Origin of the sequence: Micromonospora sp. II, from assembly GCF_001709195.1 — a bacterium.
Classification (GTDB): Bacteria; Actinomycetota; Actinomycetes; order Mycobacteriales; family Micromonosporaceae; genus Micromonospora; species Micromonospora chalcea.
This window is the reverse complement of the sequence record NZ_LYXF01000035.1, coordinates 276,734-295,695: the sequence shown is the minus strand read 5'-3', so window position 1 is coordinate 295,695 and position 18,962 is coordinate 276,734. Positions and strand designations below refer to the sequence as shown.

Below are 18,962 nucleotides of genomic sequence, written 5' to 3'. Positions count from 1 at the left end.
GTACCCCCGTGGTATCTCCTGGGGCCGCAGTGACGCAAGTGTCGGACCGTGCCGCTAGCGTCCCGCGGGTGACACGAGCGGAGTACGTCCAGGAGTCGCTGGCCGGCCTGGACACTGCGGCGGGCAGCGGCGTGGACCCGGCGCTGCCGCTCTACGCGACCACCTTCGTGGTGGTCGACCTGGAGACCACGGGCGGCGCGCCCGACGGCGGCGGGATCACCGAGATCGGCGCCGTGAAGGTGCGCGGCGGCGAGGAGCTGGGCGTGCTCGCCACGCTGGTCAACCCGGGCGTGCCGATCCCGCCGTTCATCACCGTGCTCACCGGCATCACGCAGGCCATGCTGCTGCCCGCCCCGCCGATCGAGCAGGTGCTGCCGAGCTTCCTGGAGTTCGTCGGCGACGCCGTGCTGGTCGCCCACAACGCGCCGTACGACGTGGGGTTCCTCAAGGCGGCCTGCGCGAAGCACGGCTACCGCTGGCCCAACCCGCGGGTGCTGGACACGGCCGCGCTGGCCCGGCGGGTGCTGACCCGCGACGAGGTGCCCAACCGCAAGCTGGGCACGCTCGCCGCCTACTTCCGCACCGCGACCCAGCCCACCCACCGGGCGCTGGACGACGCCAAGGCCACCGTCGACGTGCTGCACGGGCTGATCGGCCGGCTCGGCGGGCACCGCGTCGACACGGTCGGCGAGGCGATCGAGTTCGCCCGCGCGGTCACACCCACCCAGCGCCGCAAGCGGCACCTCGCCGACGGGCTGCCGAAGGTGCCGGGCGTCTACATCTTCCGGGCCGCCGACGACCGGCCGCTCTACGTCGGCACGTCCGGCGACATCGCCACCCGGGTGCGCAGCTACTTCACCGCCGCGGAGAAGCGGGCCCGGATCTCCGAGATGCTCGCCGCCGCCGAGCGGGTGGAGGCGGTGGAGTGCGCCCACTCGCTGGAGGCGGAGGTCCGCGAGCTGCGGCTGATCGCGGCGCACGCGCCGCCGTACAACCGCAGGTCGAAGTATCCGGAGCGCCAGGTGTGGCTGAAGCTCACCGACGAGGCGTACCCCCGGTTGTCGATCGTGCGCGACATCGCGCCCACCGACACGGCCTACCTGGGGCCGTTCCGGTCCCGGCAGGCGGCGGAGCTGGCCGCCGCCGGCTTCCACGACGCGGTGCCGCTGCGGCAGTGCACGCACCGGCTGTCCCGGCGCACCACCATGCCGGCCTGCGCGCTGGCCGAGCTGGGTCGCTGCCCGGCGCCCTGCGAGCACCGGATCACCCCCGAGGAGTACGACGACCGGGCGGCGACGCCGTTCCGCACCGCCACCAGCGACGATCCCGGCGTGGTGGTGGACGCGCTGCTCGCCCGCATCGAGGTGCTGTCGGCCGCCCAGCGCTACGAGGAGGCGGCTGTGGTGCGCGGGCGGCTGGTCGCGGTGCTGCGCGCGGCGGTCCGGATGCAGCGGCTGGCCGCGCTGACCGGCATCGCCGAGCTGGCCGCCGCCCGGCCGGCGGCCCGGGGCGGCTGGGAGCTGGCGCTGGTGCGGCACGGGCGGCTGGCGGGGGCCGGGGTGTCCCCGCCGGGTGTCCATCCGCGACCGACGATCGACGCGATCCGGGCCACCGCCGAGACGGTGCTGCCCGGGCACGGGCCGGTGCCGGCCGCGACCGCCGAGGAGACCGAACGAATCCTGTCCTGGTTGGAGCGACCGGAGACCCGCCTGGTCGAGGCGAGCGCCGGATGGGCCTCGCCGGTGGCCGGCGCGGGGCGTTTCCGCGACCTCCTGACGAAGGCGGAGAGCGGCGGAACCCACAAAGTCTCGACCGAACGCTCATGACCAACTGACCGATCGGACTACCTCGACTCCCTTAGTCTGTTAAAGGAGTGCAGACCTGCCCGATTCGCGGGCTCTGCTCCCGGTCGCCGGTTCCCGGCGGCCGAGGGCCGGGGTGAGGAGGTGTCCCAGGTGGACGTCGACGCCGGACACGGCGCCGCCCTGGGTGGCGCGCTTCCAGCCCAGGGCGAACTGCCACTCACCCGCCGCCTGCGTTCCCTGCTCACCTGGCCGACCTCCGACGGCGACCCGGTCACCGCGCTGGTCCGGGCCCATCGCGGCATCCACGCGAGCGCCGACGCCTCGGTGTTGCGCCGCGCCTACACGATCGCCGAGAACATGCACCGCGGCCAGTTCCGCAAGAGCGGCGAGCCGTACATCACCCATCCGCTGGCGGTGGCGCAGATCTGCGCCGACCTCGGCATGGACACCATCACGCTGGTCGCCGCGCTGCTGCACGACACGGTGGAGGACACCCGCTACACGCTCCAGGCGCTCCAGGAGGACTTCGGCCGCGAGGTCGCCCACCTGGTCGACGGCGTGACGAAGTTCGACAAGGCGTTCTACGGCAAGGCCGCCGAGGCGGAGACCGTCCGCAAGATGATCGTGGCGGCCGGCAAGGACGTCCGGGTGCTGGTGATCAAGCTGGCCGACCGGCTGCACAACATGCGTACGCTCGGCGTCCGCTCGGCCGCGTCCCGGGAGCGGATCGCCCGCAAGACCCAGGAGGTGCTGGTCCCGCTCTGCGACCGGCTCGGCATCCAGACGCTCAAACGCGAGCTGGACGACGTGGTCCTGCTGCACCTGCGGCCGGAGGAGCACGCCCGGCTCGCCCGCTTCGTGCATGACCGGCCCGGCTGGGACGCCTACCTCGCCGACGTGGTGGCCCGCACCCGGGTGGCGCTGCGCCGCAACCGGGTCGACGCCGACGTCTCCCCCCGCCCCCGCCACCTCTACTCGATCTGGAAGGACACCGTCGCCGGCGGTCACACGGCCCCGTACGACCTGCCGCGTATCGCGATCGTGGTGGACGGTCCGGCGACCGACTGTTACGCCGCGCTGGGCGCCGTGCACGGGCTCTGGCGGCCGGTGCCGGGCCGCTTCAAGGACTTCATCGCCTCCCCGAAGAACAACCTCTACCGCTCCCTGCACACGAGCGTCTGCGGCCCGCAGGACCGCACCGTCGAGGTGCTGATCCGCACCACCGAGATGCACCGCTCCGCGGAGTACGGCGTAGCCGCCCACTACCGCTTCCCCCGCGCCGCGGGCCGGGCCGTCGACCGGGCGGACGAGCTGGCCTGGCTGCGCCGGGTGCTCGACTGGGAGCAGGAGACCGTCGACCCGACCCAGTTCATGGAGTCGCTGCGCTGCGACCTGTCGGAGGCGCAGATCCAGGTCGTCGCCGACGGGCGGCAGGTGGTGCTGCCGGCCGGGGCCACGCCGGTCGACCTCGCGTACGAGCTGGGCACCGAGCGCGGCGACCACTGCCTGGCGGCCCGGATCAACGGCCGGCTCGCCCCGCTCTCCTCCGAACTGGAGGAGGGCGACGTGGTGGAGATCTACACCGAGCGCGACGCGGAGAGCGGCTTCGAGGCCGACGTGGCCCCGCGCGGCCCGCGCCGGGAGTGGCTGGGCTTCGTCAAGTCGCCGCACGCCCAGATGCAGATCAACCGCTGGTTCGCCGAGCACACCGAGCCGGGCATCTCGATCGCCGACAAGGTACGCCTCGGCCGGGCCTCCATCGGGCTGGCGCTGCGCAAGCACAACCGGGGTCTGGCCAGCGACCTGCCGCTGCTGCGGCTGTCCGAGGAACTGGGCTACCCCGACCTGGAGACGATGCTGGTGGCGGTCTTCGACCGCACCGTCGAGCCGGACACCGTGGTCCAGCAGTTGATCGATCTGGTCGACCACAGGCAGTAGACGAAGCCGGTCCGCGCCGGGACCACTAGCCTGGACGGCATGATCCCCCGCGCGCGTGCCACCGGACGGGCCCTCGGCTACCAGATCTTCTACCGGCTTCCGGTCCCGCTGCGGCGGCGGCTGGTGCGGCTGGCCGTGCCGAAGTACGTCGTCGGCGCGGTCACGCTGGTCAAGGACGCGGAGGCCACCGGCGCGGGCCGCATCCTGCTGCTGCGCCAGCCGCCCGGCTACAGCTGGACGCTGCCCGCCGGGCTGCTGCAACGCGGCGAGGCCCCGGTGGTCGGCGCCGCCCGGGAGCTGTACGAGGAATCAGGTGTCCGCCTGTCCCCCGACGCGCTGCGCCCGGCGGTGCCGAACGCGGTGGTGCACGCCAAGGGCTGGGTGGACGTGGTCTTCGAGGCGGAGGTGCCGGCGTCGACCACCGAGCTGAAGGTGGACGGGGCCGAGGTCTTCGAGGCCGCCTTCCATCCGCTGGACGACCTGCCCCGGCTCAGCCGCGCCACCGCGAACCTGCTGGGCTTCTACGGCATCGGCCCGCGCGCCGGCGAGCGCCCACCGGCCGCGTGAGCACCCCGTACGCGGGCGCTCCGGCGCCGGGGGGCGAGGTGTGCGCGGTGGTGCTGGCCGCCGGTGAGGGCACCCGGCTGCGCCCGCTCACCGAGCGGGTGCCGAAGGCGCTCTGCCCGGTCGGCAACGTCCCGCTGCTGGACCGGGCGCTGGCCCGGCTGGCCGGGCTCGGCCTGGCCGGTCCGGAACGGGTCGCGGTGAACGCCTGCTACCTGGGTGACCAGGTGGTCGCGCGGGTCGGCGGCCGGGCCCACCTGTCGGTCGAGCCGGACGCCCCGCTGGGCACCGCCGGAGGCGTCGGCCGGCTGCGGGACTGGATCGCCGGCCGGGGCGTGCTGGTGGGCAACGCCGACGCGTACCTGGCCGATCCGGCGGCCCCGCCCGGGCCGGACATCGCCGCGCTGCTGGACGGCTGGGACGGGCACGGCGTACGCCTGCTCGGCCGGCCCGCCGACGACCCGGACGCCCCCGGGACGTTCGACGGTCACGAGTTCGTGGGTTTCTCGCTGCTGCCCTGGCGGCTGGTCCGCGACCTGCCGGCCACGTTCGGCGACCTGGTCCGGGCGGTGTGGCGGCCCGCGGAGGCGGCCGGCGCGCTCACCGTGGTGCCCTACCGGGGCACGTTCTACGACACCGGCACCCCGGCCGACTACCTGGACGCCAACCTGCACGCCGCCGGCCCGGACGGGCTGGTGGACCCGGCGGCGACGGTGACCGGCCGGGTCACCGGCTCGGTGGTGGGCGCGGGCGCGCGGGTGGACGGCGACGTGGACCGGTCCGTGGTGTGGCCGGGCGCGACCGTCGCGGCCGGGGAGAGCCTCCACCGGGTGATCCGGGCCGGGGACGACCTGACCGTCCCGGCGGCGCGGTGAGGGCCGCGGGATCTAGCATGGGCCTCGTCGCCGACGAACGGAGAACCGTCCCGTGATCACCGCGATCGTGCTGATCGACTGCGCCACCGACTCCATCCCCGAGGTGGCCGAGACCCTGGCCAACCTGCCCGGCGTCAGCGAGGTCTACTCGGTGGCCGGGCACGTCGACCTGATCGCCATGGTCCGCGTCCGGGAGTTCGAGCAGATCGCGCAGGTCATCGCCGGCAGCATCTCGAAGGTGCCGGGCGTGCTGAACACCGAGTCGCACATCGCGTTCCGCGCGTACTCCCAGCACGACCTGGAGGAGGCGTTCGCGATCGGGCTCGCGAGCGCCGACTGACACGAGCCGGTGGCCGGCCCGCCCCGTGGGCGGACCGGCCACCGTCGACCGTGCGGTACGTCAGCTCTGGCTGGGCACCGGGGTCTCCGTGGTGCCCGGAGCGGGCTCCTCGGTCTCGGTGCCGCCCGGAGCCGGCGACTCGGTGCCACCCGGCGAGGTGGTGCCGCCCGGGCTGGGCGTGCCGCTGGCACTGGTCTGCGGAACCGGGACACCCAGCGTCTGGGCCAGGGCCACCAGCGCGTCGTAGTGCGCCTGCAGGACCGGCAGCGCGTCCTGCGCGATCTGCACCACCGACTGCTCCGAGCCCTGCGAGATCTCGGTCTGGGTGGCCTGGATGGCCTGGACGTGGCCGGCGAGCTGCGCGGTCACCCAGGCCTTGTCGAACTCGGCCCCGTTGAGGTTGTTCAGCTTGTCGAGGACCTTCTGCTGGTCGGCGGTCGGGTCGGCCGGCAGCTGCACGTTGAGCTGCTGGGCGGTCGACTGCACCGTCTGGTCCAGCTGGGTGTGGTCCGTGACGAACATCTTGCCCAGGTCCTTGACCTGCTGGTTCTGACCCTTCTGCTGGGCCAGGTTACCGGCGGTGATCTCGAACAGGTTGACCTGGTGCACCGCCTGCAGGTACTGCGTGTCCTGCGTCGACGGCTGCGCCGCGGCCTGTGCCGCGGCGGCGGGCGCCAGCCCCACGACCACCAGCGCGGCCATCAGGCCCAGGCGTTTGATTCCCAGCATCTTTCCTCCCCCATGAGACGTCGGACCGCACGGATACCCGGCTGACCGGGGTTATTCCTGCGATTCCACCCGTCCGTGTCGGGGGGCGGCGGGGACCGGTGCACCGCACGTCGGGCGCCGGGCGGGCACAACCGGACGACAGGCACGTAAAGCGGCAGTGGCGCCCGCCGGATGATCCGGCGGGCGCCACTGTCAGTCGTACCGGGAAGGTCAGCGACGGCTCTCGCCGCTGCCGATCTCCTCCCGCTCCGGCCGGTCCTCGACCGGCGGGTGCCCCGGCGAGACCGGCGCCTCGGCCGGCTTCTCGATCGGGTAGAAGAAGCCCCGGATCGCCGGGCCGAGGGCACCGAGCCGGTTCATCTTCTTCGGCACCACCCAGCCGACGTAGTCCAGCGCCGGCGGGTGGCCGTCGTGCCCTTCGGCCGAGGTGAGCGGCTGGTGGACCTCGACGAACCGGCCGTCGGGCAGCCGCTTGATGATGCCGGTCTCCACGCCGTGGGCCAGCACCTCCCGGTCGTGCTGCTGCAGACCCAGGCAGATCCGGTACGTGATGTAGTACGCGATCGGCGGCAGGATCAGCAGGCCGATCCGGCCCGCCCAGGTCATCGCGTTCAGGCTGATGTGGAACTTGTCGGCGATGACGTCGTTGGCGCCGGAGAGCGTCAGCACGATGTAGAAGGCCAGCGCCATGGCGCCCACGGCGGTCCGGGCCGGAACGTCCCGGGGCCGCTGGAGCAGGTTGTGGTGCTTGTAGTCCTTGAGGCGGCGCGCCTCCAGGAACGGGTACATCGTCGACAGGCCCACCAGGATTCCGGGTAGGACCACCGTCGGCCAGAACAGCGGTGGGATGACGTACCCGTTGCCGATCGGGATGTGGATCTCCCAGCCCGGCATGAGCCGGGTCGAGCCGTCGAGGAACATGACGTACCAGTCGGGCTGGCTGGCGGCCGAGACCACCCACGCCTCGTACGGGCCGAACAGCCAGATCGGGTTGATCTGGAACAGGCCGCCCATCAGCGCGATCACGCCGAAGACGACCATGAAGAAGCCGCCCTGCTTGAGCGCGTAGCGCGGGAACATCCGCTCGCCGACCACGTTGGAGTTGGTCCGGCCGGGGCCGGGCCACTGGGTGTGCTTCTGCTTGAACACCAGGCCGAGGTGCACGCTGATCAGCGCCACCAGCAGACCCGGGACGAGCAGCACGTGGGCGATGAAGAAGCGGCTGATGATGATGGTGCCGGGGAACTCCCCGCCGAAGATCGACGAGCTGACCCAGGAACCGATCACCGGGATCGACAGGATGATCGCGGAGGCGATGCGCAGACCGGTGCCGGACAGGCCGTCGTCCGGCAGCGAGTAGCCGGTGAAGCCGGCCAGGAAGCCGACCCAGAACAGCAGCGAACCGATGATCCAGTTGGTCTCACGCGGCTTGCGGAACGCGCCGGTGAAGAACACCCGCAGCATGTGCACCACGATCGCGGCCATGAACAGCAGGGCCGCCCAGTGGTGCATCTGCCGCATGATCAGGCCACCCCGGACATCGAACGAGATGTCCAGGCTGGAGGCGTACGCGGCCGACATCGGGGTGCCCCGCAGCGGCGCGTAGCTGCCGTTGTAGATGACCTCGGTCATCGTCGGCTCGAAGAAGAACGTCAGGAAGACGCCGGTCAGCAGCAGGACGATGAACGAGAACAGCGCGATCTCGCCCAGCAGGAACGACCAGTGGTCGGGGAAGACCTTGTTCAGCAGCTTGCGCAGGGGCGTGGCCACCTGGAAGCGGTCGTCCACCGCCCGCGCGCTCTTGGCCGGCAGCGCGGCGGCATCAAACTTTCGGCGCTTCATGGCCGCTCCCAGAAGTCGGGACCGATGGTCTCGGTGTAGTCGGACTTCGCCACGAAGAAGCCCTCCTCGTCCACCTCGATCGGCAGCTGCGGCAGCGGCCGGTTCGCCGGGCCGAAGATCGGCTTGGCGTTGTCGGTGATGAGGAACTGGGACTGGTGGCAGGGGCAGAGCAGGCGGTTGGTCTGCTGCTCGTAGAGGCTGGCCGGGCAGCCGGCGTGCGTACAGATCTTGGAGTACGCGACGTAGTTGCCCCACATGTAGTCGCCGTGGCCCTTGCGCTCGTTCGCGGCGCGCGACTTCTGCGCGTCGTCCTCCCGCAGGTGGATGAGCAGGGTGGGCGAGTCGGCGTGCTTGTTGCTGACGCCGCCGTCGATGCCCGGGAACACGGTGAGCTGGCCGCCGACGCTGACGTCGGCCGGGCGGATCGGACGGCCGTCCTCACGGATCAGCCGGATCTTCTTGCCGCCCTCGCCCGGCTGGAAGCCGGTGGTGAACATCTGGTTGTTCTTGTGCGGCTGCTCGATCAGGCCACCGATCAGCGGCGCGGCGGCCACCGCGCCCACCGGCGCCAGGCCGGCGAGCAGCGAGATGCCCAGCAGCGGCCGGCGGCGTACGCCCATCTCGTCGGCGAGGTAGAGCATCGTCTCACCGGTGATCTTGCGACCCTCCGGGTCGTCGACCTGGTCGTGCCGGTCCTGGATCGACACCTCCTTGGGCAGCAGCTTCYTGCCCCAGGTCAGGATGCCGAAACCGATGCCCAGCAGCGCCAGGCCCAGCGTCACGCCGAGCAGCGGCGTGTAGAGCTTGTCGCCGCCGCGACCCGGCTCCCACTGCCACGGCCACCAGATGTAGACCACCAGGAAGGCGGTCGCGAAGACGCCGGTCAGCAGGAACATCAGGGCGACGGTACGGGTCAGCCGGCGCTCGGCCTTGCTGCCCGGGACCACCTGCGGCTCGTAGTGGACGATCTCGATGTCGTCCCGCCGGGCGCCCTCCTGAACGACCTCGAACCGGGAGAGCCGGGGGTCGTTCACGTCGAGCGGCTCCGGGCCCCGCTGGGCCTGGTGCTCGGTGTGGGTGCTCATGCCGTCACCTCGCTACGGGTGACGCCGGGGGTCGGCGCCACAGCACTGGAACCATTGATCCGTCCGGTCACGACTTGCCCGCAATCCACAGGCTCGCGAAGACCAGCGCGACGATGCCGACCAGGAAGATCGCGATGCCCTCGGTCGACGGGCCGTACCGGCCCAGGTTGAACCCGCCCGGGTCGCCGTCGTTCTTCAGCGTGTCCTGGATGTAGGCGATGATGTCCGCCTTCTCCTGCGGCGTGATCTGGTTGTCACCGAACACCGGCATGTTCTGCGGACCGCTCAGCATCGCGGCGTAGATCTGCCGGTCGCTGGCCGGCGCGAGGCTCGGCGCGTACTTGCCGGAGGACAGCGCACCGCCGCCACCGCCGAAGGCGTGGCACTGCGAGCAGTTGATCCGGAACAGCTCGCCACCGGTGGCCAGGTTGGCGCCCTCACGCAGGTCGCCGTTGGGCACCTCCGGACCGCCACCGAGCTCCTGGATGTACTGCCCGAGCTGGCGCACCTGCTCGTCGGTGAACTGCGGCGGCTTGCGCATGGCCTGGGCCTCCTGCCGGGCCATCGGCATGCGACCGCTGCTCACCTGGAACTCCACCGAGGCGGACCCGACGCCGATCAGGCTCGGACCACGGCCCTCGACGCCCTGGGCATTGCGACCGTGACAGGTCACACAGCTCACGTCGAACAGCGCCTTACCCTCGTTGCCTGCGGCGGTCAACGGCGGGTTGTCCTGCGCCTGCACGCCGGGGGCGAAGACGGTGTAGGCACCGCCGGCCAGCATCAGCGCGGCGAACAGCCGGACCGCGGCGCCCAGCCGGCGGCGGCCCCTGCTACGCGCTACGGGCCGCCCGCGCAGCCGCGCGAGCAGACCGCGTCGGCGGTCGTTGTCAGAAGTCATGACCTGTGTCCTTAACCGGTTGGACCTTGTCTCAGGGGACGGAGCAGCGGCGCGGTTCGTGACGCGCCAAGATCACTGGAGCCAGTAGATCATGGCGTAGAGCGCGATCCACACGACGTCCACGAAGTGCCAGTAGTAGGACACGACGATCGCCGAGGTCGCCTGGGCTGGGGTGAACCGACCCATGGTGGTGCGGATCATGAAGATGATGAAGGCGACCAGACCGCCGGTCACGTGCAGACCGTGGAATCCGGTGGTGAGGTAGAACATCGACCCGTAGCCGTCTTCGTTGATCTTCACGCCCTCGTGCACCAGGGTCCGGTACTCGTTCAGCTGACCGAGTACGAAGATCAGACCCATGATGAACGTGATCGTGAACCACCGGCGCAGGGCGTGGACGTCGCCGCGCTCGGCCGCGAACACGCCGATCTGACAGGTGATCGAGGAGAGCACCAGGATCACCGTGAACGTGGTCGCGTACGGGATGTTCAGCACCTCGGTGTGCTTCTCCCACTGCTCCGGCGCAGCCGCGCGGATGGAGAAGTACATCGCGAACAGCGCCGCGAAGAACATGAGTTCGCTGGAGAGCCACACGATCGTCCCGACGCTGACCATGTTGGGTCGCGTCAGGGAGTGGATCCGGCTCTTGTCAATGGCTGGGGCCGCAGTCACGCGGTCATTATTGCCCCTGACCGGGACCGACGATCAGCGGGGTGCCAAACCCGGCCCTTCCGTGGCCCGATCGTGGTGGTCCGCTTCGCCTGACCTACCCTGAAAAGCGTGCTGCACGTCGATCAGATCCTCGCCGTCACCTCGGCCGTTCCGGCGACGCTGGCGGCGGGAGGCGAGAGCGCCCCGCCGCCGTTCACCGTGGCCCGGGTGTTCACCGAGACCCGGCTGGACAGCTGGCTCACGCTGGGCATCGTGCTCGCCGCCGGCCTGTACCTCTACGGGGTGCACCGGCTGCGGCTGCGCGGCGACCGCTGGCCGGTCATCCGTACCGTGTCGTTCCTCGGCCCCGGCCTCGGCGGCATCGCGCTGGTCACGCTCACCGGGCTCGGCGCGTACGACACCGCCCTGCTCTCGGTGCACATGGTCCAGCACATGGTGCTGTCGATGATCGCGCCGATCTTCCTGGCGCTCGGCGCGCCGGTCACGCTGGCGCTGCGCACGCTGCCGGTACGCCCGCGCAAGCGCCTGCTCGCGGTCGTGCACAGCCGGATCGCGCGGATCTACAGCTTCCCGCTCGTGGCGTTCACCATCTTCGTGGTGAACCCGTTCGCGCTCTACTTCACCGACCTCTACGAGTTCACCCTGCGCCACGAGTGGGCGCACGAACTCGTCCACGCGCACTTCATCGCCACCGGCTGCGTCTTCTTCTGGCCGCTGCTCGGCCTCGACCCGCTGCCCGGACGCTGGCCGTACCCGGCGCGCGCGCTGCTCATGCTGCTCTCGGTGCCGTTCCACACCGTGCTCGGGCTCACCATCATGCAGAGCACCACGCTGTTCGGCGGCGACTGGTACCCGTCGCTCAACCTGTCCTGGTCCGACCCCTGGAACGACCAGGTGGTGGCCGGAGGCGTCCTCTGGGCCGGCGGCGAGTTCGTCAGCGTCACCATGCTCGCCGTCCTGGTCGTCCAGTGGGTCAAACAGTCCGAGCGCGAGGCCCGCCGGCTCGACCGCGAGCTGGACCGCCAGGAGGCCCGCGAGCGCGCCGCGGAAGCCAGCGCCTGAGGCCCCTGACGGGGTACGCCCTCCCCCGCCCGGGCGGAGGACAGGCCGAACGTGACGCCCGCTACGATCAGCGGGCAGCTACGAGGTGGGAGCCACGTCACGATGAGCGATCGTCTTTGCACCGTCCTGCTCTACAGCGACGACCCGAAGGTCCGCGACCGGATGCGGCTGGCCGTGGGCACCCGCCCGGCGCCCGGCATCGAGATCGAGTTCGTCGAGGCCGACGAGTACGCCGCCTGCGTCCGGCTGGTCGACGACTACGAGATCGACCTGCTGCTGCTCGACGGCGAGGCGAGCCCGGGCGGTGGCATCGGCATCGCCCGCCAGATCAAGGACGACCGGGACGACGCGCCGCCGACCTGCGTGGTGCTGGCCCGCGCCGCCGACCGCTGGCTGGCCGCGTACGCCGAGGTCGACGCCACGCTGACCCACCCGCTGGACCCGGTGGTCGCCGGCAGCACCGTCGCGGAGCTGCTGCGCCGCACCCACGCCGCGGCCTGATCCCCCGGCCCTCGCGCGCCACGGCGACGCGGCCGTGGCAAGCCCCAACCGCTTTCCTCACGCCGCTCGGGAGGCCCGTCATGGGCGAACGGACCTGGCCGCTTCTGCTCAACGCGCTGCTGCGCGGCGAGGAGCTCTCCACCGCCGACACGGCGTGGGCGATGGGCGAGATCATGGCCGGCTCGGCGACACCGGCGCAGATCGCCGGGTTCGCCGTGGCGCTGCGCACCAAGGGCGAGACCCCCGCCGAGCTGGGCGGCCTGGTCGAGACCATGCTGACCCGCGCGGTGCCGGTGCTCCTGCCCGACGAGGTACGCGACACCGCGCTGGACGTGGTCGGCACCGGCGGTGACCTCGCGCACACGGTGAACATCTCCACCATGGCGGCGCTCGTGGTCGCCGGGGCCGGCGTCCGCGTGGTCAAGCACGGCAACCGGGCCGCCTCCTCCTCGTGCGGCACCGCGGACGTGCTGGAGGAGCTCGGCGTACCGCTGGACCTGGAGCCCGAGCAGGTGGCCCGCTGCGTCACCGAGGCCGGCATCGGCTTCTGCTTCGCCGCCCGCTTCCACCCCGGGATGCGGCACACCGGCCCGGTCCGGCGCGAGATCGGCGTACCCACCGCGTTCAACTTCCTCGGCCCGCTGACCAACCCGGCGCGGCCCCGCGCGGGCGCGGTGGGCTGCTTCGACAAGCGGATGGCCCCGGTGATGGCGGCCGTGTTCGCGGCCCGGGGCGACTCCGCGATCGTGGTACGCGGCGAGGACGGCCTGGACGAGTTCAGCACCGGCGCGCCCACCCGGGTCTGGGTGGCGCAGCAGGGCACCGTCACGGAGGCGCTGCTGGACGCGGCGGAGCTCGGGGTACCCCGGGCCACCCTGGCCGACCTGCGCGGCGGAGACGCGGCCTACAACGCCGACGTGGTACGCCGCCTGCTCGCCGGCGAGACCGGCCCGGTACGGGACGCGGTGCTGGTCAACGCCGCTGTGGCGCTGTCCACCCAGGGCCCGCTCGACGGCGATCTGCACGAGGCGCTGCGGACCAACCTGGACCGGGCCGCCGAGGCCGTCGACTCGGGCGCCGCGGCGGCCGCGCTGGAGCGCTGGCTGGAGGTGGCACGCGCCGCCTGACGGCGAGGGTGTCGTACCCGCGTGCCAAACTACACGGGAGTTATTTTCCGTTTTCGGTCTATCCGTTTTCGGTCTTCGGTCCACCGGCCGGCGCCACACCGCCTCGCCCCGGGCCCGGAGCGAGAGGAGCCACCCGTGTCTGACCGCGAGCTGCACTGCGACACCTGCGAGGACGTCGTGCTGTTCGAGGCGCCGCCCTGCGGCGACGGGCACGGCGCCGACTGCCCGGAGCTGATCTGCACCCGCTGCGGCGCGGCGGTGGTGATCGCCACGTTCACCTTCCGCCCGGCCCGCCTGTCCGGCCGCCGCGCCCGCCGCCCTTCTCACCCCCAGGCCGCCTGACCTCCACTCCCTTTCGGCGCCCCTTCCCTCCCCGCCACGCCCGACAGCCCAACCGCCTTCCTCGCGTGATCAAGGAGTTTGTGTCCCCCACAGTTGTCCAGGCGGACACAAACTCCTTGATCAACGGGGCGGGGCGGCGCCGGGAGCGCGGTGGGCTCGGGCGTGAGTGTCAACGATGACCCGGTGGCGGCACCGCGTCATGGGGAGCGGACTGCGGTTCGCCCCACCTGGCCGAGCCGCGCGGCGAGATCTTGGAAGGAAACGGCTGTCATGGAGACCGTTTCCTTCCAAGATCTCTCGTGGCCCTGCCAACCGGAACGGCTCTCTCGGCTGATGGAACAGTCCGGCGTGAGCCGGTGGTGCGCACCGGAGGCGGAACGGGAGAGCGCCAGAGCGCCGGGCCGGCCGCACGGGCGGTGATCATGAGGTTGGCGGGGACAAAAAGGACCGCCGGTGCCGTCAACTTCATGATCAACGGGGACGGCGGAGGGGGAACGCGGAACGCGGCAGGCCCGCTCCCCCGGAGGGGGTGCGGGCCTGCCGTGGCGCTTTGGGTCAGTGCTCGGCGGTGCGGCGGGTGCCGGAGTAGTACTCGAAGAGCAGCCCGCAGGTGGCGAAGACGACCGTCACCAGGCCCAGTCCCAGCAGCCAGAACTGCCAGAACACCAGGCCCAGGCCGGCGATCGCGGCGGCCAGCGCCAACGCGAACGGCCAGTAGCTGCCCGGGCTGAAGAAGCCGACCTCACCGGCGCCGTCGGCGATCTCGCCGTCCGGCCGATCCTCGGGGCGCAGGTCGATCCGGCGGGAGACGAACCAGAAGAAGCCGCCGCACATGGCGCAGAGCAGGAAGGAGAGCAGCAGCGCCACGGTGCCGATCCACTCGATGCGGCCGTCGCTGTCCGCGTACGTCCAGGCGCCGTAGAGGATGGTCGCGCCGAGGAGGAACGTGGCGATGGTGAGGAAGATCTTCCACTCGGTCTTCATGCCGGACCTCTCAGCTTCCCGCGCCGGCCTGGGCGTCGGACGGGTTGAAGTTGTTCACGTCGCGCCGGGTGTCGAACGGCTTCGTCTCGGTGGCGTACTCGGGCTCACCGATCGCGCCGAGCGCCTCCTGGGTCGACTTGCCGGCCTTCTTGGCCGCGAGGAACTGGTCGTACTTCTCCGGCGAGACGACCCGCAGTTCGAAGTTCATGAAGGCGTGGTAGCTGCCGCACAGCTCGGCGCAGCGGCCGACGAACGCGCCCTCCTGGTCGATGCGGGAGACCTCGAACGTGTTGCGCACGTTGCCCGGCATGACGTCGCGCTTGAACAGCAGCTCCGGCACCCAGAACGAGTGGATGACGTCGCGGCTGGTCTCCTCGAACCGGATCGAGCGGCCGCTGGGCAGCACCAGCACCGGGATGACCTCGCTGGTGCCCAGCACCGAGGCGACGGTGTTGGCGTCGCGGCCCTGGCCGTCGCGGTAGTTGAACTGCCAGTTCCACTTGAACGCCACGACCTCGACGGTGACGTCCGGGTTCTTCGACTCCTTGATCACGTCGGTCTGCACGACCGCGGTGTAGTAGAAGAGCACGGAGACCACGAGGATCGGCGCGATGGTGTAGAGGAACTCCATCGGCAGGTTGTAGCGGGTCTGCACCGGCAGCTCGTTGCCGCGCTTGCGGTAGCGGACCACGCACCAGAAGATCAGGCCCCAGACGAACACACCGACGGCCAGCGCCGCGATGCAGGACGCGATCCACAGGTCGTACATGCGCTGCGACTCGGGCGTGATGCCGCCCTGCGGCCAGCCGAACCCGCCGAACGCCTTGCCGACGTCACAGCCGGTGAGCGAGACCAGCAGCGCCGCCGCGCCGAGACCGAGCCCGGCGATTCGACCAGCACCACGCCGCCGGCGTCCACCGGCCCCCGGGGAAGCGCTGCGTACGGCCGAGCGCCGTACCTCCGAACTCCTTGCGACCACCTGGTCCTGCCTCCCTAGCGCGCCGCGGCGGTTGTTCTCCTTGACACCGACGGCAAAGGCGTCACCGACGGTCGCAGATTACTCGACCATGACCGGCCAGGCCGTCTTGGGGTCGCTGTCCACCCCCATCGGGGGGATCTTGGGCGTAACCGGGCGATAGCGTGGAACGTCATGAGCGCCTCCCCGGTCTACCTGGACGCCGCCACCGCGGCGCCGCTGCATCCGGTCGCGCGGCAGGCGATGCTGGCCGCCCTGGACGACGGCTGGGCCGACCCGGCCCGGCTCTACTCGGCGGCCCGCCGGGCCCGCCAGCTCCTCGACGCCGCGCGCGAGGCCGCCGCGCAGACGCTCGGCGTCCGCGCCGACGAGCTGTCCTTCACCCCCAGCGGTACGGCGGCAGCGCACGCCGCCGTACTCGGTGGCCTGGCCGGGCGGCGGCGGGCCGGGGCGACGCTTGTGCACTCGGCGGTCGAGCACTCGGCGGTGCTGCACGCCGCGCAGCGGCACACGGCCGCCGGCGGCGCGGCGGTGTCCGTACCGGTGAACCGGCTGGGCCGGGTGGACCTGGACGCCTGGGCGTCGGCGGTGGCCGCGCCCGGCGTGGCCCTCGCGGCGCTGATCGCTGCCAGTCACGAGGTGGGCACGGTGCAGCCGGTGCCCGCCGCGGCGGAGCTGTGCGCCGAGGCGGGCGTGCCGCTGTACGTGGACGCGGCGCAGCTCGCCGGCCGGGCGCCACTGCCGGCGGGCTGGTCGGTGCTGAGCGCCAGCGCGCACAAATGGGGCGGGCCGCCCGGCGTCGGGCTGCTCGTGGTGCGCAAGGGCGCCCGGTGGGAGTCGCCGTACCCGGCCGACGAGCGGGAGTCGGGGCGTACCCCGGGGGTGGTGAACCTGCCGGCGGTGGTCGCGGCGGCGGCGAGCCTGCGCGCGGCGGCGGCCGACGCGGCGGCCGAGGCGGCGCGGCTGGGCCCGCTGGTGGACCGGATCCGGGCGCGGGTGGCGGCCGAGGTGCCGGACGTGGAGGTGGTCGGCGACCCGGTCGACCGGCTGCCGCACCTGGTGACGTTCTCCTGCCTGTACGTGGACGGCGAGGCGCTGCTGCACGCGCTGGACCGGCGCGGGTTCGCGGTGTCCTCCGGCTCGTCCTGCACGTCGTCGACGGTGCGCCCGTCGCACGTGCTGGAGGCGATGGGGGTGCTGTCGCACGGCAACGTGCGGGTGTCGCTGCACCGGGAGACCACCGAGGCGGACGTGGAGCGGTTCCTGGCCGAGCTGCCCGGAATCGTGGCGGACCTGCGGGCACAGGCGGGGGTGACCGACCTGTGAGCGAGCCGGATCAGGTGCTGGACTGCCGGGGGCAGCGCTGCCCCCTGCCGGTGATCAATCTCGCCCGGCTGGTGCCCGGGCTGCCGGCCGGCGCGGTGGTGCGGGTGCTGGCCGACGACCCGGCGGCGGCGGTGGACATCCCGGCGTGGTGCCGGATGCGCGGCCACGAGTTCCTCGCCGCGCACGACGGGCCCGCCTACGACGTCCGGGTGTAAGGAAGGGCCCCTTGTTAACGCCTCGGGTAGAGGAAGGGACCCTTCTTAACGCCCGACGCTCAGCTCAGGTACGCGAGGATGCCGGGCAGCGGGTCGGCCGCCACGGCAGTGTCGACCACCAGGCGGGGGCCGATCAGCGGCTCGTACTCGGCGCGGCGGCGCAGCGTCAGCTCCCAGGTGCCGTCCTCGGGCGGGCGGGCCTCGACCCGGCGCCGGTGCTCCTCCTCGTCGCCGCAGTGCACCTCGATCACCCGAAGCGGCACGCCGGCCCGTTCGGCCACGTCGTGCCAGAGCCCCCGGGCGCTGGCGACCGGGTTCACCGCGTCGACCACCACGCTGAGCCCCAGACCGAGCTGCACCTCGGCCAGCCCGGCGACCGCGCCGTACGCGGCCATGCCCGGCACGTCGCCGGTGAGGCCGTAGCGGTGCAGGGCCCGCTCGACCGGGTCGACCGGCAGGACCGGGGCGCGCAGCGCGACGCCGACCCGGGCGGCGAGGGTGGTCTTGCCCACGCCGGGCAGCCCGGCGAAGGCGACCAGAACCGGGCCGCCGGAGCCGGGGCGGACCGCCTCCGGGTCCACCCCGCCCGACGGGACGGCCGCGCCGGTCACAGCAGGTGCGGCCGGACGTCCTCGGCGGCCGCGTCACCGTACGACTCGGCGAGTCGCTTCACGAACAGGTCGCGGCGGACCTCGTACTCCTGGCCGCCGAAGTTCTCCAGCACCAGCGTGGCCAGCAGGCAGCCGACCTGGGCCGCCCGCTCCAGGCCGACGCCCCAGTCGAGCGCGGCGAAGAAACCGGCCCGGAAGCCGTCGCCGACGCCGGTCGGGTCGACCGCCTGGATCTCCCGCGCGATCGGCACCCGGATCGTGCCGACGTCCCGGCCGGCGATCTCCACGCCCTGCTTGCCCAGCGTGGTGACCCGCACCTTGACCCGGTCGAGCAGCTGCTCGTCGGTCAGCCCGGCCTTGCTCTGCAGCAGCGACTTCTCGTACTCGTTGGTCATCAGGTAGTCGGCGCCCTCGACCAGGCCGAGCACGTCCGCGCCGTCCATCCGGGCGAGCTGCTGGGACGGGTCGGCGACGAAGGCGTAGCCCCGGTCCCGGCACTCGCCGGAGTGGCGGATCATCGCGGCCGGGTCGTTGGCGCTGACCAGCACCAGGTCGAGGCCGCCGAGGCGCTGCGCGACCGGGTGCAGCTCGATGTTGCGGGCCTCGCTCATCGCCCCGGCGTAGAAGGAGGCGATCTGGCACATGTCGGTGTCGGTGGTGCAGACGAAGCGGGCGGTGTGCGCCACCTCGCTGACGTGCACCGAGTCGCAGTCGACGCCGTGGCGCTCCAGCCAGGAGCGGTAGTCGGCGAAGTCGGCGCCGACCGCGCCGAGCAGCACCGGGCGCAGCCCGAGCTGGGCCATGCCGAACGCGATGTTGGCGGCGGTGCCGCCGCGCCGCAGGACCAGCTCGTCGACGAGGAAGGAGAGCGAGACCTTGTCGAGCTGGTCGGCGATGAGCTGGTCGGCGAAGCGGCCGGGGAAGCTCATCAGGTGGTCGGTCGCGATCGAGCCGGTCACGGCGATCTTCATGTCAACCCTCGGGGTCGGGAGCACGGCGCGGTCAGCCTACCGGCCCCCGGACCGGACGGACGGCGGTCGGTCACCAACCGGTCGATCAGCGCACAT

Annotated in this window: 20 protein-coding genes; 11 read left to right on the top strand and 9 right to left on the bottom strand. The window is 72.1% G+C overall.

Annotated elements, in window-relative coordinates:
- Positions 1 to 68: 68 nt before the first annotated feature.
- From A8711_RS19280 to A8711_RS19260, 5 genes are all read left to right on the top strand, one after another.
- On the top strand, positions 69 to 1,826 hold the full coding sequence (locus A8711_RS19280; protein ID WP_043329382.1) for a DEDD exonuclease domain-containing protein: 1,758 nt from the start codon (positions 69 to 71) through the stop codon (positions 1,824 to 1,826).
- 129 nt (positions 1,827 to 1,955) lie between these two features.
- Positions 1,956 to 3,743 carry a bifunctional (p)ppGpp synthetase/guanosine-3',5'-bis(diphosphate) 3'-pyrophosphohydrolase gene (locus A8711_RS19275; protein ID WP_030500149.1) on the top strand — a complete coding sequence of 596 codons (1,788 nt, stop codon included), beginning with the start codon at positions 1,956 to 1,958 and terminating at the stop codon, positions 3,741 to 3,743.
- A gap of 39 nt (positions 3,744 to 3,782) precedes the next feature.
- Positions 3,783 to 4,310 (top strand): NUDIX hydrolase, encoded by a 528-nt coding sequence (locus tag A8711_RS19270; protein ID WP_064445183.1) that lies wholly within the window; start codon positions 3,783 to 3,785, stop codon positions 4,308 to 4,310.
- The gene (locus tag A8711_RS19265; RefSeq protein WP_069088998.1) at positions 4,307 to 5,182 is read left to right on the top strand and encodes a sugar phosphate nucleotidyltransferase; all 876 of its coding nucleotides are present in this window, start codon (positions 4,307 to 4,309) and stop codon (positions 5,180 to 5,182) included. The genes A8711_RS19270 and A8711_RS19265 overlap by 4 nt, the downstream gene beginning before the upstream one ends.
- Before the next feature lie 52 nt (positions 5,183 to 5,234).
- Complete coding sequence (locus A8711_RS19260; RefSeq protein WP_043329379.1) at positions 5,235 to 5,522, top strand: Lrp/AsnC family transcriptional regulator; 288 nt, start codon at positions 5,235 to 5,237, stop codon at positions 5,520 to 5,522.
- Between the two features lie 60 nt (positions 5,523 to 5,582).
- Here the strand turns inward: A8711_RS19260 and A8711_RS19255 are convergent, their stop codons facing one another.
- The 5 genes from A8711_RS19255 to A8711_RS19235 form a co-directional block, all read right to left on the bottom strand.
- On the bottom strand, positions 5,583 to 6,251 hold the full coding sequence (locus tag A8711_RS19255) for a DUF4142 domain-containing protein (RefSeq protein ID WP_030500146.1): 669 nt from the start codon (positions 6,249 to 6,251) through the stop codon (positions 5,583 to 5,585).
- 210 nt (positions 6,252 to 6,461) lie between these two features.
- Positions 6,462 to 8,093, bottom strand: coding sequence for a cytochrome b N-terminal domain-containing protein (locus A8711_RS19250; RefSeq protein WP_030500145.1), 1,632 nt, complete (start codon positions 8,091 to 8,093; stop codon positions 6,462 to 6,464).
- Positions 8,090 to 9,178, bottom strand: a complete 1,089-nt coding sequence (locus A8711_RS19245) for a ubiquinol-cytochrome c reductase iron-sulfur subunit (protein ID WP_069088997.1) — start codon at positions 9,176 to 9,178, stop codon at positions 8,090 to 8,092. Before A8711_RS19245 ends, A8711_RS19250 begins: the two co-directional genes overlap by 4 nt.
- A gap of 67 nt (positions 9,179 to 9,245) precedes the next feature.
- Complete coding sequence (locus A8711_RS19240; protein ID WP_030500143.1) at positions 9,246 to 10,079, bottom strand: cytochrome c; 834 nt, start codon at positions 10,077 to 10,079, stop codon at positions 9,246 to 9,248.
- 72 nt (positions 10,080 to 10,151) lie between these two features.
- Entirely contained in the window at positions 10,152 to 10,751 is a 600-nt protein-coding gene (locus A8711_RS19235; protein ID WP_043329376.1) for a heme-copper oxidase subunit III, read from the bottom strand.
- 108 nt (positions 10,752 to 10,859) lie between these two features.
- On the opposite strand from A8711_RS19235, the gene A8711_RS19230 reads away from it, so the two are divergent.
- The 4 genes from A8711_RS19230 (at position 10,860) to A8711_RS19215 (ending at position 13,783) form a co-directional block, all read left to right on the top strand.
- Positions 10,860 to 11,813 (top strand): cytochrome c oxidase assembly protein, encoded by a 954-nt coding sequence (locus A8711_RS19230; RefSeq protein ID WP_069088996.1) that lies wholly within the window; start codon positions 10,860 to 10,862, stop codon positions 11,811 to 11,813.
- A 102-nt stretch (positions 11,814 to 11,915) separates the two neighbouring features.
- On the top strand, positions 11,916 to 12,314 hold the full coding sequence (locus tag A8711_RS19225; protein WP_030500140.1) for a chemotaxis protein CheY: 399 nt from the start codon (positions 11,916 to 11,918) through the stop codon (positions 12,312 to 12,314).
- Between the two features lie 80 nt (positions 12,315 to 12,394).
- Positions 12,395 to 13,441, top strand: a complete 1,047-nt coding sequence (gene trpD, locus A8711_RS19220) for an anthranilate phosphoribosyltransferase (RefSeq protein ID WP_043329373.1) — start codon at positions 12,395 to 12,397, stop codon at positions 13,439 to 13,441.
- Positions 13,442 to 13,576: 135 nt separating this feature from the next.
- Positions 13,577 to 13,783, top strand: a complete 207-nt coding sequence (locus A8711_RS19215; RefSeq protein WP_069088995.1) for a hypothetical protein — start codon at positions 13,577 to 13,579, stop codon at positions 13,781 to 13,783.
- Positions 13,784 to 14,338: 555 nt separating this feature from the next.
- Here A8711_RS19215 and A8711_RS19210 read toward each other — a convergent pair.
- Together A8711_RS19210 and coxB are read right to left on the bottom strand one after the other, a co-directional pair.
- Positions 14,339 to 14,767 carry a cytochrome c oxidase subunit 4 gene (locus tag A8711_RS19210; RefSeq protein WP_064445180.1) on the bottom strand — a complete coding sequence of 143 codons (429 nt, stop codon included), beginning with the start codon at positions 14,765 to 14,767 and terminating at the stop codon, positions 14,339 to 14,341.
- A gap of 10 nt (positions 14,768 to 14,777) precedes the next feature.
- Complete coding sequence (gene coxB, locus A8711_RS19205) at positions 14,778 to 15,746, bottom strand: cytochrome c oxidase subunit II (RefSeq protein ID WP_043329368.1); 969 nt, start codon at positions 15,744 to 15,746, stop codon at positions 14,778 to 14,780.
- Positions 15,747 to 15,917: 171 nt separating this feature from the next.
- Here coxB and A8711_RS19200 point away from each other — a divergent pair, with 171 nt between their 5' ends.
- Positions 15,918 to 17,069 carry a cysteine desulfurase family protein gene (locus A8711_RS19200; protein ID WP_069088994.1) on the top strand — a complete coding sequence of 384 codons (1,152 nt, stop codon included), beginning with the start codon at positions 15,918 to 15,920 and terminating at the stop codon, positions 17,067 to 17,069.
- Positions 17,066 to 17,284 carry a sulfurtransferase TusA family protein gene (locus A8711_RS19195; protein WP_043329366.1) on the top strand — a complete coding sequence of 73 codons (219 nt, stop codon included), beginning with the start codon at positions 17,066 to 17,068 and terminating at the stop codon, positions 17,282 to 17,284. Before A8711_RS19200 ends, A8711_RS19195 begins: the two co-directional genes overlap by 4 nt.
- A gap of 59 nt (positions 17,285 to 17,343) precedes the next feature.
- Here A8711_RS19195 and A8711_RS19190 read toward each other — a convergent pair whose 3' ends face one another.
- Both A8711_RS19190 and A8711_RS19185 read right to left on the bottom strand, forming a co-directional pair.
- Positions 17,344 to 17,895, bottom strand: a complete 552-nt coding sequence (locus tag A8711_RS19190) for an ATP-binding protein (RefSeq protein ID WP_043329365.1) — start codon at positions 17,893 to 17,895, stop codon at positions 17,344 to 17,346.
- A complete protein-coding gene (locus A8711_RS19185; RefSeq protein ID WP_069088993.1) occupies positions 17,892 to 18,866 on the bottom strand; it encodes a carbohydrate kinase family protein in 975 nt (324 codons plus the stop codon). Before A8711_RS19185 ends, A8711_RS19190 begins: the two co-directional genes overlap by 4 nt.
- Between the last annotated feature and the right edge of the window lie 96 nt (positions 18,867 to 18,962).

Coding starts and splice junctions, on each gene's coding strand:
- A8711_RS19270 (WP_064445183.1), top strand. CDS start 3,783: ATGATCCCCCGCGCGCGTGCCACCGGACGGGCCCTCGGCTACCAGATC.
- A8711_RS19255 (WP_030500146.1), bottom strand. CDS start 6,251: ATGCTGGGAATCAAACGCCTGGGCCTGATGGCCGCGCTGGTGGTCGTG.
- A8711_RS19250 (WP_030500145.1), bottom strand. CDS start 8,093: ATGAAGCGCCGAAAGTTTGATGCCGCCGCGCTGCCGGCCAAGAGCGCG.
- A8711_RS19240 (WP_030500143.1), bottom strand. CDS start 10,079: ATGACTTCTGACAACGACCGCCGACGCGGTCTGCTCGCGCGGCTGCGC.
- A8711_RS19225 (WP_030500140.1), top strand. CDS start 11,916: ATGAGCGATCGTCTTTGCACCGTCCTGCTCTACAGCGACGACCCGAAG.
- trpD (WP_043329373.1), top strand. CDS start 12,395: ATGGGCGAACGGACCTGGCCGCTTCTGCTCAACGCGCTGCTGCGCGGC.
- A8711_RS19210 (WP_064445180.1), bottom strand. CDS start 14,767: ATGAAGACCGAGTGGAAGATCTTCCTCACCATCGCCACGTTCCTCCTC.
- A8711_RS19200 (WP_069088994.1), top strand. CDS start 15,918: ATGAGCGCCTCCCCGGTCTACCTGGACGCCGCCACCGCGGCGCCGCTG.
- A8711_RS19185 (WP_069088993.1), bottom strand. CDS start 18,866: ATGAAGATCGCCGTGACCGGCTCGATCGCGACCGACCACCTGATGAGC.